This window comes from Spirosoma endophyticum (assembly GCF_900112365.1).
In the GTDB taxonomy this organism is placed as follows: Bacteria; Bacteroidota; Bacteroidia; order Cytophagales; family Spirosomataceae; genus Spirosoma; species Spirosoma endophyticum.
This window is the reverse complement of sequence record NZ_FOLQ01000007.1, coordinates 97,073-115,154: the sequence shown is the minus strand read 5'-3', so window position 1 is coordinate 115,154 and position 18,082 is coordinate 97,073. Positions and strand designations below refer to the sequence as shown.

The window sequence follows — 18,082 nt, the reverse complement described above, 5'->3', positions numbered from 1 at the left end:
ATAGTAAATGGAAGAGTGAATGACTGACACAGGTTTTATTCGCACTTTCGCTCATTCAATCCGCTTCGGCGGTCCGATTTCGCTTTTAATCATGCAGGACATTGAACCCTTTTACGGCTGGGAGAAGTACTATACGGCTTCAGAAGACGAGCAATCGCCATTCTATGAGCGGGAGTACAACATGCAGCAATACGAAAATACGATCTATGGCTACTACATCCATCCACTCTGGGATGAAATTGGCTCTGAGACGCTGTATTGTAAGATCTTGTTTGCCAATTATGACCGGCAATTCGTTGTTATCGAACTATTCGGGGAATGGAATGATACGCTTCACAATGACATCATGTACCTCAAACGACAGGTTATTGATCCGCTCGTTCAGCAGGGAATCAAGTATTTTATACTGGTTAGCGAGAACATTTTAAACTTCCACGGCTCCGACGATAGTTATTATGAAGAGTGGTTTGAAGATGTGGAAGATGGCTGGATTGCCGCTATTCACTCTCCGGAATTCATCGAACGGGAATGGAAAAAGTACCATCTCGATTACTACATCAATTTCGGCGGTACACTCGACATTGCTAACTGGCGAACCCTCAAACCCGCCAATTTATTTGAGTTAGTCAATAGCCTGATTGTTCGGCGCCTGGGCTGAATGAAAAAAAGTGAGAGCCGCAAGGAATAGACAAGACCCATTCTTCCTTTCGTCCCTCTTTTTTTCCTCTCCCTTTTGCCCCACTCCCTTCCTCCTTTTCTTTTTTGGTTTTCCTCACGTTTCTTGTCAACTTTCGCTCGTAACTAAAATCTCACAAGTAATCACATGGAAAATAACGATAAAGCTGCTGCTACCGAACAAGTTCAGGCGGCAAAAGCAACAGCCGCCGAAAAACTTGAATCGTTCAAAACAGAAGCTGGCCAGCACTTCGATGCTGCCGCCACCCAGCTTGATGAGATGAAAGACAAGTTGGTAGCGCAGGCAAAAGAATTTGGCAAAGACATTGATATTGACGGATTACAGGCAAAAGCAACGGAGCATTTTGAAGCGGCCAAAGCCGCTACTGCCGAGAATCTGGCGAGTCTCCAAGCCCAGGCTGAAACAGCCTTTGCCGCAGCCTCAAAAAAAGCGGATGAGCTATCGGACGTAGCTGAGGATAAGTTTGATGAAATGAAGGCCGAAGCTGCCGTACAACTCGCGGCCGCTCAGGTTAAATTAGACGAACTGAAAGCCGAAGCCGCTCTTCAAATTGAAGTCGCAAAAGAAAAAGCAAAAGGTCTTTGGACTCAGTTATTTGGTGAATAGAACGTAGTAGCTAATCAAAAAGGCCAGATTCTGACGGGAATCTGGCCTTTTTGATTATAGGTTACGGCTAGTCTAGCCGTGATGCGGAGGCTTAGGCGGACCACCTGGGCCACCTGTTCCGCTGTGCGGAGGAGTTGATGTACCACTATGTGGCGGTGTGCCCGTTCCACTATGCGGACCGGTAGCCGTGCCACTGTGTGGCGGACCAGGAGGAGGCCCACCCGGACCGCCCGTGCCGCTGTGCGGAGGAGTTGACGTGCCGCTGTGTGGAGGTGTGGTCGTACCACTATGCGGACCCGTCGCCGATCCTGACTGAACAGATCCACTACGAGCCGTTGCACTCGTTGCGTTAGGTGAAAGGTCCGAACTTTTCGTGCAGGAATAGCCGAGGGCTAAAATGGCTACAACGCAAGCTGAGAGAATAATTTTTTTCATTAATGCAGACTGTTTAGGGGACTAAATCAGGAATATGGTAGGTCTTCCCTATTAGGTACGACAAGCCCCCGTTTACCGTTGCAGCTTTAATGTAAATTAAATATAGAATTATACTCAATATATACCGTTAATTACCTCATTATCAACAATAAACCATAAGTAATAGTACTTAATTAATTTTTAAACCCTCTCGAACGTAGTGTAATTGCGCAAGTCCTTTTTCAAAAGACGTAGCAGATAGCAGCGTTAGTTTCAATTCCGGCTGCCCTTTCCTGAATAATGGAATGCCATCGCCGAGTAGAATTGGGATAATCGAGCTATAAAACTCATGGCAATGCAAAGTATCATGTTTCGGCTGTTCATTATATAAATTGTAAATGTTGCGGTATGATAGGATTATTTTTTTGCACCGCAAAACGCATAAGTAGATTGGTGAGCCCAATCAGGCGACATTGATTTTACGGCCTAAAATCGCTTAATTTGTGCATAAATTGCCCCTTTCCTATCGTGGATTCAATTACTGTGTTTGCCCCCGCTACAGTTGCCAATGTGGCCTGTGGATTCGACATTTTTGGCTTTGCCGTCGATAATCCCGGCGATCAGATTACGCTTACCGCCCGCGATGAGCCGGGCGTTCGCATTACCGATATTATTGGTGACGAAGGTCGACTACCCCGCGAAACATCACGCAACACTGCGGGCATTGCCATTCAGACATACCTGAAGCACATCAATCGGACCGATGTAGGTGTCGATATTGTGCTGCATAAACAAATGCCGTTGGGTAGTGGCATGGGGTCCAGTGCCGCCAGTTCGGTAGCGGGTGTTTATGCCATAAATGAACTCCTTGGGCGGCCATTGCCAATCATGAAGTTACTACCGTTTGCGATGGAAGGCGAGCGCATAGCCAGCGGTTCCGCTCATGCGGATAACGTAGCCCCTTCCCTACTGGGCGGGTTTGTCGTCATTCGCAGTTATCAACCGCTGGATGTTATTCGGATTGAAACGCCTGCTTCGCTGTTCTGTACGCTGGTTCACCCCGATATTGAGGTCAATACGAAAGATGCCCGATTTATCCTCAAAAATGAAGTCTCTCTGAAGAACACCATCATCCAGATGGGGAACGTAGCGGGATTGATTGCCGGTTTGATGACGCCCGATTACGATCTCATCAGCCGATCTCTGGTCGACGTAATTATCGAGCCAGTCCGGGCGATTTTGATCCCGGAATTTAACGAGGCCAAACAGGCTGCTCTGGATAATGGCGCTCTCGGATGCAGTATTTCTGGGTCGGGGCCATCTATGTTTGCCCTGAGTCGCAGCGCCGAAATTGCTGAACGAGTTGGCGCGGCTATGCAACAGGCGTTTCTGTCCGTTGGCATCACCAGTGAAGCTTATGTTTCGCAGATCAACCGTCAGGGCCCCAAAGTGCTCGTTGGCGAACAAGTACCCAGTTAATTACCTGCATAAAGTTTTTTGTTAAAAACAGGGGGACAATTTTGAATTGTCCCCCTGTTTTATGACCGTTCTGGCACGGGCTCAAACCCGCAACAGAGCAAATAACAACGACATACGGCAAGATATTTACACGGTTTCCAACCTTTCTACGTTGATTTTGAAGATTATCGGCCACCGCCGGACTTGCGTATGCTTATTCGTTTTTCACTGATTGCTGTTTGTATGCTGCAATCAGCCCTTGCCTTTTGTCAGTCCACTGATCGCTATACCATCATTCCACGCCCAGCTCAGTTGGAGGCTCGTCCCGGCGAATTCATCATCAACCACACCACTACAATCAGTCTCCCTTTCTCTCAGACCGCGCTAAAAGCCATTGTCGATACGTTCGCGCATCAATTGAACCGCAGTAGTGGCCTGACGATTGCACTACGAAATACCAGTAAGGCATCGCAGGAGAACCGGGACACTGGCTCAAACCTGATTCAATTTTTACCATCCCGCGATACAACGTTCAGCGAAGAAAGCTACCGAATCGACGTAACAGATAAGCTGGTGACCATCGAAGCCGCTAACCCGAAGGGTTTCTTCTACGCCGTTCAGACCTTGTATCAATTACTGCCACCCGCGGTATTGGGGCATGGGGGTAAGGGCATGGGGCGTGGAGCACAGGGCACGGAGTCCTTACTCCCCGACCAAAACTCTCTGCCCCATACCCCACGCCCCATGCCCCTCACCATTCCTGCCTGCCGCATTGAGGATCGTCCGCGCTATGTGTATCGTGGGATGCATCTCGACGTTAGTCGACACTTTTTTCACGTAGCGTTCATCAAGAAATACATTGACCTGATGGCCCTGCATAAATTCAATACGTTTCACTGGCACCTCACCGACGATCAGGGGTGGCGCATTGAGATCAAAAAATACCCCAGACTGACTCAGATAGGCTCGCACCGATCCGAAACGATTATTGGCCACTACGACGATTATGATCCGCAAGTATTCGACGGTAAGCCGTACGGTGGTTTTTATACGCAGGCCGACATCCGGGAGGTGGTTCGCTATGCCGCGACCAAGTATATCAACGTTATACCGGAAATAGAACTGCCTGGTCACGCACTGGCTGCGCTGGCGGCTTATCCTGAACTGGGTTGCTCGCCCAAATCACTATCAAACGAACCGTATCGGGTGTCAACGAAATGGGGGGTATTCAATGATGTATTTTGTCCAACCGAAAGGACGTTTGCGTTTCTGGAAGACGTATTGACCGAAGTAATGGCCTTATTTCCCAGCCAGTATATTCACATTGGTGGTGATGAGTGTCCTAAAACGGTGTGGCGAAAAAACGCCTTTTGCCAGCAGCTTATCAAGCGTCAAAAGTTAAAAAACGAGAGTGAATTACAACGGTATTTCGTTATCCGAATTGACAAATTCGTTACGTCTAAAGGGCGTCGAATAATTGGTTGGGACGAAATTCTGGAAGGTGATAGTCCGAAACTTCGGCTGTCGCCCAAGGCAACGCTGATGAGCTGGCGCGGTATCAAAGGTGGTATCAAAGCGGCCCAACAACAGCACGATGTTATTATGACACCCGGCCAGTTCTGTTATTTCGACCATTTTCAGGGCGACCCCGAAATGGAACCAACAGGCTTTGGCGGTGCTTTGCCCCTGGCAAAGGCATACTCCTATGACCCCACTCCTGCCGAATTGTCGCCCGCCGACGCGACACACATTCTGGGTGTACAGGGGAACATCTGGACGGAGTATATATCAACACCCGATCAGGCCGAGTACATGATCTGGCCACGGGCTGCAGCGATGGCCGAAATTGCCTGGACGCCCTTATCGCTTAAAAATTACGACGACTTTACGCGCCGACTAGCTATCCATTTCGAGCGATTAGCTACGTTAAACGTCAACTACGCCCGAACAATTTATGATGCTATACCCACAGCCAAGCCAACTCCCGAAGGCAAAGTTGAGGTAACGCTGTCAAATGAAAACCCATCGTTAAGTAATTCTCCTGGCTTTCCGCCACCAGCCATTCGCTACACGACCGATAGTAGTATCCCTTCGGGCGAATCATCGGTTTATGAAAAGCCATTCGTACTGGAAAAATCGGCTATTATTCGAACCGCTACGTTCCTCAATGACAAGGCGCTGAGCCAACTGGCGAAAGTGCGAAAAGAGTTTATCGTCTCGAAAGCTACCAGTAAACCGTACACGCTGCTTAACGCCCCCAACAGCTCCCGTCCCGACAAAAACTATAGCCTGACCGACGGCACAACGGCTGGCATGGGTGGCTACGAAGTGGCCGGTATTGTCTCGTTCAAGACCGATATTAACGTAGTGATTGACCTCGGCCAGTTGGAGTTGGTGGAACGGGTTCGCATCGGCTTTTTGAAATATACGGCCAAGAATTTCTGCCTACCTAAACAAGTTGAGATTTCCGTTTCTGAGGATGGAAAGACATTTACGTCTGTGCTTACGGCCAGGACGAACGCCAGCGAAAATGGCAAACGAGCGATCGTCCGTCTCCCATTCGACTTCGCACCGACCTCGGTCCGCTACGTTCGCGTTATCGCCCAAAATGTTGGGCAGGTTCCAGCAGGAATGCGAACGCCCGGCAAGGCGGCCCAACTAGCGGTGGATGAAATTGAGGTGCGCTAATTAGCCGAAGACAGGCTTTAAACCGTGAGTAATCGACAAAATACAATTTGGCAAATAGTCCGTTATTCCCAACATTAATTATCAATTAGGGTGAGATATGGGAGGATTTAGCGGCAGCAGTTTGTTTTTTTGCCCGATTGGCCGGTTCTTGTCATTAATATCTTTTTCTTCATGGCAAACAATCAGGCAAACTCTGTTTCGTCAGCCGATTTGGCTACCGAACCAACCGAATTCAAACGCTCGCTGAGTCTGCTCGACTCGACCCTTATCGTTTCCGGCTCCATGATTGGCTCCGGCGTTTTTATCGTTACAGCCGACATGGCCCGCAATCTTGGCTCGTCGGGCTGGCTGCTCATGCTCTGGGTGCTGACCGGTGTATTGACCGTAGCGGCCGCCCTCAGTTATGGCGAACTGGCCGGCATGATGCCCAAAGCGGGTGGCCAATACATTTACATTCAACGGGCTTTCGGTCCACTGACAGGCTTTGTGTATGGCTGGACAGTGTTTATGGTAATCCAGACGGGTACGATTGCAGCCGTAGCGGTCGCCTTCACTAAATACACAGCGGTGTTTGTCCCTGCGCTCGGTCCCGACAACGTACTGCTTGCACTGGGACCCGTCAAAATTACCCTGGGGTCATTATTTGCCATTGGTAGCCTGGTCTTATTAACCTGGCTTAACAGCCGGGGTGTTCAGAGCGGAAAACTCATCCAGAATGTATTTACATCGGCCAAACTGATTGCGCTGCTGGGGCTGATTGTGATAGGTATTACGATTGGACTGAGTAGTGGTTTGCTCTCCACCAATCTTGACAATGCCTGGGATGCCAGCCTTACATCGGCCACGGGAGAAGTATTACCCCTGGCGGGTATGGCGCTCATTCTGGCATTCGGTACGTCGATGGTCGGCTCATTATTTTCAGCTGATGCCTGGAATAACGTAACGTTCATTGCTGGCGAAATCAAAAATCCACGTCGGAACATTCCACTGGCTCTGTTCTTCGGCACGCTCCTTGTTACAACCATCTACTTTTTAGCGAACATCTCTTACCTGTCGCTGCTCCCGTTAAAAGGCTCTCCAACCGCAACGGACATCATCGGCCGGGCTATTCAATTTGCTTCCGCCGACCGTGTTGCGACGGCCGCCGTTGAAACGATTTTCGGAAATGTAGCGGTTGCCATCATGGCGGTGCTGATTATGATTTCGACCTTCGGCTGCAATAACGGCCTGATTCTGGCTGGCGCACGGTTGTATTATGCTATGGCGAAAGATGGGTTATTTCTTAAACAGGCTTCGCACCTGAACGAGAATGCGGTGCCCGGCCGGGCCTTATGGCTTCAGTGTATCTGGGCCTCCTTATTGTGTCTGTCGGGTAAATACGGTGATTTACTCGATTACTGCACATTTGCTTCCCTGTTGTTCTACATCGTCACCATTTTTGGCTTGTTCCGGCTTCGGCGCATTGAACCCAACACAGAGCGGCCTTACCGGGCGTTTGGCTATCCGGTTGTTCCAGCGCTGTATATCATTGCGGGCCTAACCATCTGCGCGATTCTGCTCTACACAAAAACCTTCAATACCGGTATGGGCCTTTTAATTGCAGGCCTGGGTATTCCTGTCTACTTCCTGACTAAACGGAGCCAGCGGGCGGAAGCCTAGCTAGGCGTTCTTGGACGTAAATTTTATCGAGAGATGAGACTCTGTGTTATTTTCCCATCGTCTCATCACTCGATAAAGCGATACGTAATAGATGGGCTTATAACTATTTGCCTCACTAACCGTTTGTTAAACAGGTAATCCTGCGTGGACGAATGGCAGATTTTCAGGAAAGCGATACAGTACGTGTTGAAACTTTCAGCGATGGTGTTTTTGCAATTGATATAACGCTTCTTACTTTTCAGTTAAAAGCGCCAAGTCTGAAAGCCGCTACGTCCACTCATTCCTTAGCTCTGGCTCTGTTTCACCAATGGCCTAATTACATCGCCTATTTCATCAGCTTTACGACCATCTTTATCATCTGGCTGAATCACCACCGGATGTATAACGTTATTCGACGGAGTGACGTCCGGTTTATGTTTTATAACGGTCTGTTACTCCTGTTGGTAAGTCTTGTTCCGTTCACTACGTCGTTGCTGGCCGACTACATCAACACCCCCGCTTACCAGCTATCGTCTGCTTTGTACATGCTGCTCTTTGCGGGTATATCCTGGACGTTATTCAGCATGTGGAACTACGCAACCGATAACTACCGATTGCTCAAACGACCGGCGGCTCAGGTCCGCATTCGATCGATTTACACGAGTTTACTCATTAGCACGATAACCTATGCGGCTGCTGCTGGGTTATCATTTCTACTCCCATTCTTAAGTATTTTAGTGGGATTAATCATGGTTGTTTACTTATCCCGGTTGATCTATCACCGCGAAAAAGTCGTCTAACAGAATACTATGGCAGTAAGTAATGTATTTCGTTTTTTTTTGATTGGATTGCTGGCTGGCTGGCTCAGCGCCTGTACGGGTTTTGGTCCTACGCAAACCCTGTTTCGATCTCCGTCTCCCCACGACCAGTATAGTCAATCCCTCAAGGTCGCTAAACTTGACCAGACCGCACTCGGCAGCGACTGGATTACGGCTGGTGAACGAGCTCTCCGGGATTCGCTTAGAATAACCGTACCGTATCGGGAAAGTGGGTACTTCTCAGCCAACAAAGCGTTTGCGGTGGGTTATCGCCTGGCGGCAGAGCGTGGTGATCGCTTTCTGATAAAAGTTGAAACACTGGGGCAAAAAGAAGCACAGGTGTTTATTGACGTATTTGAGCTTGCCGATCGTCAACAAACCAGGCCCGTTGCTACATCGAAAGCTGATACGAATGTATTGGCTTGGGAACCTCGAAAAACACAGACTTACCTGATCCGGGTTCAGCCCGAATTACTACGTAGCGGCAACTATACGATTGTCATTACGCGCGAGCCATCCCTGGCGTTTCCGGTGCAGGGGCGCGACAGCAAACAGATTGCCAGTTTTTTCGGCGCTGTTCGCGATGGTGGTCGTCGGCGGCATGAGGGCGTGGATATTTTCGCACCGAGAGGAACACCAGCACTAGCCTCCGTGAATGGCATCATCACAAACGTTGGGACCAACAAACTAGGTGGGAATTTCGCTTTTTTGACCGACAACAATCGCAGCATTAGCCTCTATTACGCTCATCTTGATCGCTGGAATGTCAGCAACGGACAGCGGGTATCAGTTGGCGATACAGTCGGCTTCGTTGGAAATACAGGAAATGCCCGCACCATTGCCCCACACCTGCACTTTGGCCTGTATGGCCCTGGCAATTCAGCCCTAAATCCGTTGCCTTTCATCCGGCTTGGACGCGGACCTGCGAAACAACCGGTAGTGCCGGTATCACGACTTGGCGATTCAGTACGTGTGTCGGCGGCTAGCTCAGTGGTTCGTCTGGCGCCCCACAGTGATTCTCCCATTCTCCGAAAACTATCTGCTTCATCGGCCTTGACGATTATTGGCGGTACCGAATTCTGGCTGCGCGTTGAGTTACCCGATGGGCTAACTGGCTATGTAGCGAGTAATACCGTTGAAACCCTCAAGCGGCCACTTAAGAAGCTGGCGCTTGCTGTTCCAGGCAATCTGTTGGAGTCCGCTAACAGTCAGGCTGCCACCATCAAGACATTGCCGGTAGGTTCGGCCGTCGACGTGCTCGCCACAGCCAACACCTTTCAGTTGATACGTAGTGCAGATGGGCAAACAGGCTGGCTATCAAGTACTGTGGCTCCTTAATTCTGTTGAAAAAATATTGTTTAGAAACTATCTAAACTAACTAGTGCGTTGTATCTTTGCATAATCATTTGTGCAACCATGACGGGGAACGTACCAGTAACATATCAGGAAGTATTTCGGACCGAGAGAGGTGTTGTTTATCAGTGTGATGTAAGTAATCGGCTGATTCTGGAATTTTGGGACACGCATACCCAGTTTTCGGCGCGTGATTTTGCTCAGTTTCGGCGTATGGTCGAAACGGTCGACATCCGGCAAATGGCCTTAAGCACGGATGCTGCCGATGATGTTGAAATCCTGGCGCTTCCCCGCTCCGAGCGTTGTTATGTATTGACGCTTTGTGAAATTGTTCACTTGCGCGAATTGCTCAACGGTGCCAAACTCATGCTTGAATTAAACGCGATGCTCCGCGAATGTGGTTGCTCTTTAACCGAATAGGCATAAATAGACTTTTTCTAAATTTCCTGTATATCAACCGACTGTGTAACAACGGTCGGTTTTTTTGTGTTGTTTTGGCATATGAATTTCTCACCGGACACGGTTAACAGCATGAAAGATTTAGCAAGATTACGCACCTCAGTTAAAGAAAGTGTCGAACTGGCCCTGAACCAGCAGATACAAATGGAAATGGTTTCGTCGTCGAAATATTTGGCGATGGCGGGCTGGTGCGACCGGAACGGGTTTGATCATAGCGCTGGCTTTTTCTATAAACAGTCGGAAGAAGAGCGTAAACACGCCATGAAATTCTTTCATTATCTCTGCGACCAGGGCGCTACTGCCTATTCACCCGAGATTCCGGCAATCGGTCAGGAATTCGATTCACTACGTTCGGTATTTGAAGGTGCTCTGGAACAGGAAATTTCTGTAACGGATTCGATCAATCGGATTATCAGCATTTGCCGCCGGGAGAACGATTACGCAACTGAAGAGCTTCTGAAATGGTACGTGAGAGAGCAGATGGAAGAAGAATATATCGCTCGTCGTTGCCTCGAACTGATTGATCAGATTCCAGCCGATCAAGTTTATTACTTAGATAAAAAACTTGCCAGCGTTACCTACGATGGCAATGTATTTGAATAGTCAACCTATGATATTTCAAAAAAGGCATCCACCAGTGGATGCCTTTTTTGCGTCTAATGGCGTCTTAGCCATCAACATAGTCCATAAAAAAACCTGCCATCGTCGGATAGCAGGTTTTTTTATGGACTATGTTGATACCTTACCGAGCTGCGCCATAATCCTGGCCAGCACTCTCAGGGAAGTTCTTCATAATACTGGTCACCGTTTCGCGGAAAGCCTGATCGCGGTCACGCTCCTTATTGCGGCTATTTAATTGCCCAGTTGCCCAACCTTGCCATACGATGTCGTTCGTACGGGCGTCCAATACGTTTATAACTACACGGTTTTCTTCATACTGCCGTGAGTAAACGTTGTTACCCATACCACCGTACCACCAGGAATAAGGCGAATACATGTTGTTGGACTGAATCTGCTGCTTGTCTTTAGAATCCATAAAGAAACGAACAACCAGATCAGCTTCGCCCTGGGTTACGGGTTTGTAGCCACGCGCTTTAAGCGATTGGTCCAGTGCATCGGCAATCCGGCGCTGGTTCAAATTACTGCCCACAATGGGATCAGCGTTACGTTGCCTATCAGCTTCGATACGATAGGTTGAAAACTGCCGAACGTTCACTTTGGGGTCGTAATCGTATTTAACCGTAAGAGCAGGTGCGCAGGATGCCAACGTACCAACAACAAACAGACTAGTGATTATGCTTTTGAGTTTCATGTTATTTGAGTCGTTAAATAGTACCGGAATGATAAGTAAACGCTAAAGAATCGGCCGTTCGTATATCACAATTTAATAACTAAAATCGGGGCTTCTTCGTTCCGATTTTACACATTATCCATGCGCCCACTCACCTCTCTAAATAGCTGAAAATCAGAAGCTAATCCAATTTTAAGCATTTTTAACGGAGGATTAATTCAAACTCTTCCAACGGAATATTTTGTAGGCTTAAACCAGCTTGCCCAGCCTCTTATTACATCTGCTGAAGACAACTAAAAGTGGCTCATAGCGGTAATATAAGAAGGTACTAAAGCAGTTCGTTCTTCACCATGACGCTATCCCAGCGCAAACCGTTGCAATCAGTGGCAAAAATTATGGTATAAATGACAAAGCCGCTCCCTGGGTGGAAGCGGCTTTGCTCTGTAAAAATAAGTAAGATATTCTTAGGCACTTGCCAATGCTTCGGCACCACCCACAATTTCGAGAATTTCGGTCGTGATGGCAGCCTGACGAGTCCGGTTGTAGACCAGCCGAAGCTCTTTCAGCAGTTCACCAGCATTTTCAGTCGCTTTATCCATGGCTGTCATTCGGGCACCGTGTTCTGATGCGTTTGAATCCAGCACCGCTTTGAACAACTGAATCTTGATCGTCTTCGGAATCAACTCCGTAATGATCTCCTCTTCCGATGGTTCAAAGATATAATTGATCGATGTAGCGGGTACGCCGGCCGGTGTTTCAACCGAAACGATGGGCAACATCTGCTCCGTTCGTACGATCTGCATCGCAGCATTCTTAAACTCATTGTAGATTACTTCTACCACGTCATAGCGACCCGTGGCAAAGCCATTCATAGCTTCTTCGGCGGCTGCGCGAACCGTGGCAAAATTCAGTGAGCTAAATGTTTCTACGTGGTTCGTGTTTACTTTAAAACCCCGGCGTTGAAACGCTTCGGCCCCTTTCTTACCAATGGCCATAATCTCAACGTTCCCGGACCGGGCCTGAGAAGCGTACTTCTCGTCGATGAGGGCTAGTGCGCCTTTCACGGCGTTCGTATTGAAGGCTCCGCATAAACCACGATCCGACGTAACCACAATCAGGAGAACGCGCTCAACGGTACGTGTCTGCTTGTACGGATTTTCGGACGCTGTGCTGGTGCCGGCCGAAACCGTTCCGAGCATCTGGCTCAGTTTCCGGGCATAAGGCCGCAGTTGCGTAATATTATCCTGCGCCCGGCGCAACTTCGCAGCCGCCACCATTTTCATGGCTTTGGTAATCTGCTGAGTCGAGTTAATTGAGGCAATTCGGGCGCGTACTTCTTTCAGTGATGCCATGTGTGTAATAAGTCAGTCGATAGTCAATAGTCGTCAGTATTTTTCTAACCACTATTGACTACCGACTATCGACTGATTTTAATATTGCGCCGACAGATCAGCCGCTACTTTTTTCAGCGTTGCAATAGCTTCGTCGGTTAGTTTACCGGCGCGGAGATCAGCCAGGACAGCCGGATACTGCGCACTCAATACCATAGCAAACTCACCCTCGAAGGCTTTTACTTTGTTGACAGGCACTTTATCCAGCAATCCATTGATTGACGCGTAGATAATGGCAACCTGCTGTTCAACGGCAACCGGTGAGTACTGAGGTTGCTTCAATATCTCCTGGTTCCGCCGACCACGTTCAATGGTCAGTTTGGTGGACGCATCAAGATCAGAACCGAACTTGGCAAACGCTTCCAGTTCGCGGAACTGAGCCTGGTCGAGCTTCAACGTACCAGCCACTTTCTTCATCGACTTGATCTGGGCATTACCTCCCACACGTGATACCGAAATACCTACGTTGATGGCTGGGCGAATACCCGAGTTGAACAGGTTCGACTCCAGGAAGATCTGGCCGTCTGTAATCGAAATTACGTTCGTTGGAATATAAGCCGATACGTCGCCTGCCTGCGTTTCAATAATTGGCAAAGCCGTTAATGAACCACCACCTTTCACCTTACCCACTAAGGAAGGTGGCAGATCGTTCATGTTTTTGGCGATGTCATCGTTGGAGTTGACCTTAGCGGCCCGTTCCAGCAAGCGGCTGTGCAGGTAGAATACGTCTCCTGGATAAGCCTCACGGCCTGGTGGGCGACGTAGTAGCAGCGATACCTCGCGGTAAGCAACCGCCTGTTTCGACAGGTCGTCATAAACAACCAGTGCAGGACGGCCTGTATCGCGGAAATACTCGCCGATGGCGGCACCCGTAAACGGCGCAAAGAACTGCATCGGCGAAGGGTCAGACGCGTTGGCGGCAACGACTACGGTGTAATCCATAGCACCAGCCTTACGCAGTGTTTGCTCAACTTGCTTCACGGTCGACGCTTTCTGGCCGCACGCTACGTAGATACAGAACACAGGTTCACCTTTGTCATAGAATTCTTTCTGGTTGATAATGGTGTCAATCGCAACGGCCGTTTTGCCCGTCTGACGGTCACCAATAATCAATTCGCGCTGGCCGCGGCCAATAGGGATCATGGCATCAATAGCCTTAATTCCCGTTTGCAGCGGCTCATTTACCGGCTGGCGGTAAATTACGCCCGGCGCTTTACGCTCCAGCGGCATTTGGAATAATTCGCCCTGAATGGGGCCAAGACCATCAATTGGCAGACCGAGTGTGTTTACTACCCGACCCAGGATACCATCTCCAACGTTAACATAGGCAATCTGATCGGTGCGCTTAACGGTATCGCCTTCCTTAATTTCCGAATAATCGCCGAGCAGTACTGCTCCAACGTTGTCTTCTTCAAGGTTTAAAGCCATAGCCTGAAGCCCATTGTCGAACGAAAGTAATTCGCCGGCCTGCACCTTCGAGAGGCCGTAGATACGCGCTACGCCGTCACCAATTTGCAGCACCGTACCGACTTCTTCGAGTTCAGCCTCGGTTTGCGTTCCAGCCAGTTGCTGGCGCAGGATGGCTGATATCTCGTCGGGTCTTACGGAATCCATATGTGTATAATGAGAATTTAATATTGATTTTTCGGCCGCAAAGGTACGATTAAAATTTAATAAAAATACGACGAAACCTATATTCAGTAGCTGAATCTTAGACTTTTCCGATATAAAAAAGCAACGACAGCAACCATTGATCAAGCAATAGAAACCGTTTATCTAAATTAGCCATAGTTTAAGAGGTCAAAATTGATCTCAGCCAATTTTTAAGCTACTTTTATTTCCTTATTCCAATGGATACTAATGTGTTTGAGAAGCGATTGAGAACCAAAATGTTTTTGTCAAACCAGCCTATACTTAAACTTTTATCCCATTCATTCACGTTTCAATAGTATTACTTTCGTTTATATACACCACGTTTCGTTTTCGCATGAAGTTCAACCAATTGATGCTGGCCGGTATGGTGTCAGCCATTTTTGTCGCTGGTTCCGCGACTGCACAAGTGAAAAAACCTGCGGCTAAAAAGCCCGCAACGGCAAAACCCTCCACAGCCGCTAAACCAGCAACGGGAACCTCAATAGCTTCTACCCAGGATTCAGTTAGCTATAGCATTGGGATGTTTATGGCTCAGAATCTCAAGCAGCAGGGCATTTCTGATATTAACAATGCTTTGTTAATACGTGGTTTAGAGGATGCACTCAAAGATCAACCGACCAAGTTGACACAGATGCAGGCTGGACAGGTGATGAATACATTTATGCAGAAGCAGATGGCGTCTCGTAACGCAGAAGGTATGAAAGCGTCGGCTGAGAACAAAAAAATTGGCACTGCATTTTTGAATGAGAACAAAGCAAAGTCAGGTGTAACAACTACCGCCAGCGGTTTACAGTATTCTGTCGAAAAAGAAGGGACTGGGGCTAAACCAACCGCCACGGATCGAGTTAAAGTACACTACACGGGTAAATTGCTGGATGGCAAAGTATTCGATAGTTCAGTGGAGCGTGGCCAACCGGCCGAATTTGGTGTTAGTGAGGTGATTAAAGGTTGGACGGAAGCGCTGCAGCTGATGCCAGTTGGTTCAAAATGGAAACTTTATATTCCATCTGATCTGGCTTATGGCGATCGGGGAGCTGGCGCTGATATTAAACCTGGTTCGACGTTGGTATTCGACGTAGAGCTGCTTGATATTGTTAAACAATAAACAAGAGCGAAAGAGTGAGCGGCTGGCACCAGCCGCTCACTCTTTCGCCATTAACCTGGGTAATGTAGATGAAAAAGTATCTGGTAACCCTATTGCCCGTGCTGATGCTAAGCTTTCAGCCGGATTCGCCATTGAATGGAGCCACGGGCCAGGCTACCGATGCAGGCGCGGTATCAAGGCCAACATCTTTCACGTTAGCTACAGATCTTAAACCTTCCATCTCGCAGGAGAAAGTGGAAGTACAGGTAGCCAAGCTACTAACGCAGTACCATTATCGGAAAGTCCCGCTCAACGACTCACTCTCGTCGGTTGTATGGGACAATTACCTGAAAGAAGTTGATGGCAATAAAACCTATCTGCTGGCGTCAGACGTAGCGTCTTTCGAAAAGTACCGCTATCAAATTGACGATGCCCTCATTAACGGTGATCTGACAGCAGCCTATGATCTGTATAACCTTTTCCGTAAACGGTATGCAGAACGTAGTGAATTCATCAAAGCGCAGATCACGAAGCCGTTTACATTTACGGCTGATGAAACCTTCAATACTGATCGCGAGAAAGCTGCCTGGCCGAAAACGGTGGAAGAGCAGAACGAACTGTGGCTAAAAATCCTGAAAAATCAGGAATTGGAGCTACGTTTAGGCAACCGGAAGGACAGTGTCGTTACGGCAACGATGAAGCAACGATATGCCAACCTCGACAAAGCCATTAACCGGGTGAAAAGTGCAGACGTGTTTCAGATCTATATGAACTCGTTTGCCGAGTCGCTTGATCCACATACCAATTATTTCTCGCCCAATAGTGCTGATCGCTTCAACCAGGAGATGAGCCAGTCGCTGGAAGGCATTGGTGCCATGTTGCAGGAAGACGGTGAATACATCAAAATAACGAGTGTATTACCGGGTGGTCCAGCTTTCAAGAGCAATTTGTTAAAGACCAACGATAAAATTGCGGGCGTAGCGCAGGGCGATAATGGCGCTATGGTGAACACCATGAACTGGCAGGTAGACGAGGTTGTGAAGCTGATAAAAGGCCCTAAAGGTACGGTGGTACGTTTACAGGTCGTTTCTCCCGATGCGCTGGCTGGTGCTCCGCCGAAAGAAATTCGCCTGGTACGTGAAAAAATTAAGCTTGAAGAACAGCGGGCTAAAAAAGAAGTGATTGAAGTTTCTGACAACGGAAAACCGTTTAAGATTGGCGTCATAAATATCCCGATGTTCTACCGTGATTTTGAAGGCGCTCGCAAACGTGAGGAAGGTTTCAGCAGCACGACAAGCGACGTGAAGAAGTTCATTGATGAGTTGAAAGGCGAAAAAGTCGATGGTATTGTGATTGACCTACGCGATAACGGCGGTGGATCTCTTACGGAAGCGATTGACCTGACTGGATTGTTCATTCCAAATGGGCCGGTTGTACAGGTTCGTGAGTCGAACGGCGAAACCGAAGTGTATACAGATCCCGATCCATCTGTAACGTACGATGGGCCAATGGCGGTTCTGGTGAACCGGTTCAGTGCATCGGCGTCGGAGATTTTTGCGGCCGCTATTCAGGATTACAAACGCGGTATCATTGTGGGAGGCCAGACTTTCGGCAAAGGCACAGTACAGACACTGGTTGATCTGAACCGGTTTTTACCGAAAGATCCTGAGAAGGTGGGCCAGTTGAAAATGACGATTCAGAAGTTCTACCGCATTAACGGTAGTAGCACGCAACACAAAGGCGTAACTCCTGATGTACAGTTTCCATCGGCATTTTCGGCAGAAGAGTACGGAGAAAGTTCGCAGCCAAGTGCGTTGCCCTGGGATCAGATCAAGTCAACTCGCTATGAACAATCACGTGCCGTTGACGATAAAATTCTGGCCCGCCTGCGCGATCGTTTCGATCAGCGACTGAAGTCGGACCCAGAACTAAAGCAGCTAGCACAGGATTTGGCTGATTTCAAGAAAGCCAAAGAAAACACCGTAGTGTCATTACAGGAAGCGAAACGTCGCAAAGAACGCGACGAAGCTGAACGTAAACGAGCAGCTGCTACAAAAGTGTCGCAGGTCACTACATCAATAGACGAAACAGGAACGCCATCGCCGACGGCGAAGAAGAAAAAGGATCTGTATCTAACGGAAACAGGCCTGCTCCTAGCCGATTATATTCTGGCCGTGAATCTGGCTGTGAATAAGTAGTCATTGGTTTATGTCTAGACCATTTGAAAACCCTGTACGTCGGATTGATGTGCGGGGTTTTCGCTTTATATCAAACACATCAATCCATTTATGTGGTATTTTCTTATCAAACAAGGCGACCTCGAACGAAAGCAATTACACGCTGTTCAGAAACAGGTTTCATTAACTGAAATTGAGCTCTTCAACGAGCCCTACGAAAACTGGTATGTATTCTCGGTCGAGAAGGACGATTACGCTACGTTTATTGATTATCTCGACCGGGAAGGCATTGCTTATGAGCTGGCATCCGACCGGCCAACCCGGGCAGAGATGCTCGCCGGAATGAACTAAGTAC

The 18,082-nt window shown here is 48.4% G+C and carries 16 protein-coding genes; 12 read left to right on the top strand and 4 right to left on the bottom strand.

Going from position 1 to position 18,082, the window contains the following annotated elements; genetic code table 11:
- The first annotated feature begins 91 nt into the window (after positions 1-91).
- Together BM202_RS18840 and BM202_RS18835 are read left to right on the top strand one after the other, a co-directional pair.
- Positions 92-658, top strand: coding sequence for a hypothetical protein (locus BM202_RS18840; RefSeq protein WP_093829246.1), 567 nt, complete (start codon positions 92-94; stop codon positions 656-658).
- Positions 659-823: 165 nt separating this feature from the next.
- A complete protein-coding gene (locus tag BM202_RS18835; protein WP_093828937.1) occupies positions 824-1,303 on the top strand; it encodes a hypothetical protein in 480 nt (159 codons plus the stop codon).
- A 72-nt stretch (positions 1,304-1,375) separates the two neighbouring features.
- Here BM202_RS18835 and BM202_RS36680 read toward each other — a convergent pair whose 3' ends face one another.
- On the bottom strand, positions 1,376-1,738 hold the full coding sequence (locus BM202_RS36680; protein WP_143100711.1) for a hypothetical protein: 363 nt from the start codon (positions 1,736-1,738) through the stop codon (positions 1,376-1,378).
- Positions 1,739-2,245: 507 nt separating this feature from the next.
- Between BM202_RS36680 and BM202_RS18830 the strand changes: the two genes are divergently transcribed.
- From BM202_RS18830 to BM202_RS18800, 7 genes are all read left to right on the top strand, one after another.
- Complete coding sequence (locus tag BM202_RS18830) at positions 2,246-3,196, top strand: homoserine kinase (RefSeq protein WP_093828935.1); 951 nt, start codon at positions 2,246-2,248, stop codon at positions 3,194-3,196.
- Positions 3,197-3,385: 189 nt separating this feature from the next.
- A complete protein-coding gene (locus BM202_RS18825) occupies positions 3,386-5,863 on the top strand; it encodes a glycoside hydrolase family 20 protein (RefSeq protein WP_093828933.1) in 2,478 nt (825 codons plus the stop codon).
- Between the two features lie 171 nt (positions 5,864-6,034).
- A complete protein-coding gene (locus tag BM202_RS18820) occupies positions 6,035-7,522 on the top strand; it encodes an APC family permease (RefSeq protein WP_093828931.1) in 1,488 nt (495 codons plus the stop codon).
- 152 nt (positions 7,523-7,674) lie between these two features.
- Positions 7,675-8,301, top strand: coding sequence for a TMEM175 family protein (locus BM202_RS18815; RefSeq protein WP_093828929.1), 627 nt, complete (start codon positions 7,675-7,677; stop codon positions 8,299-8,301).
- A gap of 9 nt (positions 8,302-8,310) precedes the next feature.
- Entirely contained in the window at positions 8,311-9,657 is a 1,347-nt protein-coding gene (locus tag BM202_RS18810) for a peptidoglycan DD-metalloendopeptidase family protein (protein WP_093828927.1), read from the top strand.
- A gap of 78 nt (positions 9,658-9,735) precedes the next feature.
- Positions 9,736-10,092, top strand: coding sequence for a hypothetical protein (locus BM202_RS18805; protein WP_093828925.1), 357 nt, complete (start codon positions 9,736-9,738; stop codon positions 10,090-10,092).
- Positions 10,093-10,203: 111 nt separating this feature from the next.
- On the top strand, positions 10,204-10,734 hold the full coding sequence (locus BM202_RS18800) for a ferritin (RefSeq protein ID WP_093829244.1): 531 nt from the start codon (positions 10,204-10,206) through the stop codon (positions 10,732-10,734).
- 139 nt (positions 10,735-10,873) lie between these two features.
- On the opposite strand, the gene BM202_RS18795 is transcribed toward BM202_RS18800, so the two are convergent.
- The 3 genes from BM202_RS18795 to atpA all read right to left on the bottom strand — a co-directional run bounded on the left by BM202_RS18795 (position 10,874) and on the right by atpA (position 14,427).
- Positions 10,874-11,443, bottom strand: a complete 570-nt coding sequence (locus tag BM202_RS18795; protein WP_093828923.1) for a DUF4136 domain-containing protein — start codon at positions 11,441-11,443, stop codon at positions 10,874-10,876.
- Between the two features lie 443 nt (positions 11,444-11,886).
- Positions 11,887-12,774: an ATP synthase F1 subunit gamma gene (gene atpG / locus BM202_RS18790; RefSeq protein WP_093828921.1), complete on the bottom strand. Its 888-nt coding sequence runs from the start codon at positions 12,772-12,774 to the stop codon at positions 11,887-11,889.
- A gap of 78 nt (positions 12,775-12,852) precedes the next feature.
- Positions 12,853-14,427: a F0F1 ATP synthase subunit alpha gene (gene atpA, locus BM202_RS18785; RefSeq protein ID WP_093828919.1), complete on the bottom strand. Its 1,575-nt coding sequence runs from the start codon at positions 14,425-14,427 to the stop codon at positions 12,853-12,855.
- A gap of 373 nt (positions 14,428-14,800) precedes the next feature.
- Here atpA and BM202_RS18780 point away from each other — a divergent pair, with 373 nt between their 5' ends.
- The 3 genes from BM202_RS18780 (at position 14,801) to BM202_RS18770 (ending at position 18,078) form a co-directional block, all read left to right on the top strand.
- Positions 14,801-15,571 (top strand): BamJ family beta-barrel-assembly machinery protein, encoded by a 771-nt coding sequence (locus BM202_RS18780; RefSeq protein ID WP_262507698.1) that lies wholly within the window; start codon positions 14,801-14,803, stop codon positions 15,569-15,571.
- 68 nt (positions 15,572-15,639) lie between these two features.
- Positions 15,640-17,748, top strand: a complete 2,109-nt coding sequence (locus tag BM202_RS18775; RefSeq protein ID WP_093828915.1) for a carboxy terminal-processing peptidase — start codon at positions 15,640-15,642, stop codon at positions 17,746-17,748.
- A gap of 90 nt (positions 17,749-17,838) precedes the next feature.
- Entirely contained in the window at positions 17,839-18,078 is a 240-nt protein-coding gene (locus tag BM202_RS18770; RefSeq protein WP_093828913.1) for a hypothetical protein, read from the top strand.
- Positions 18,079-18,082: the final 4 nt, after the last annotated feature.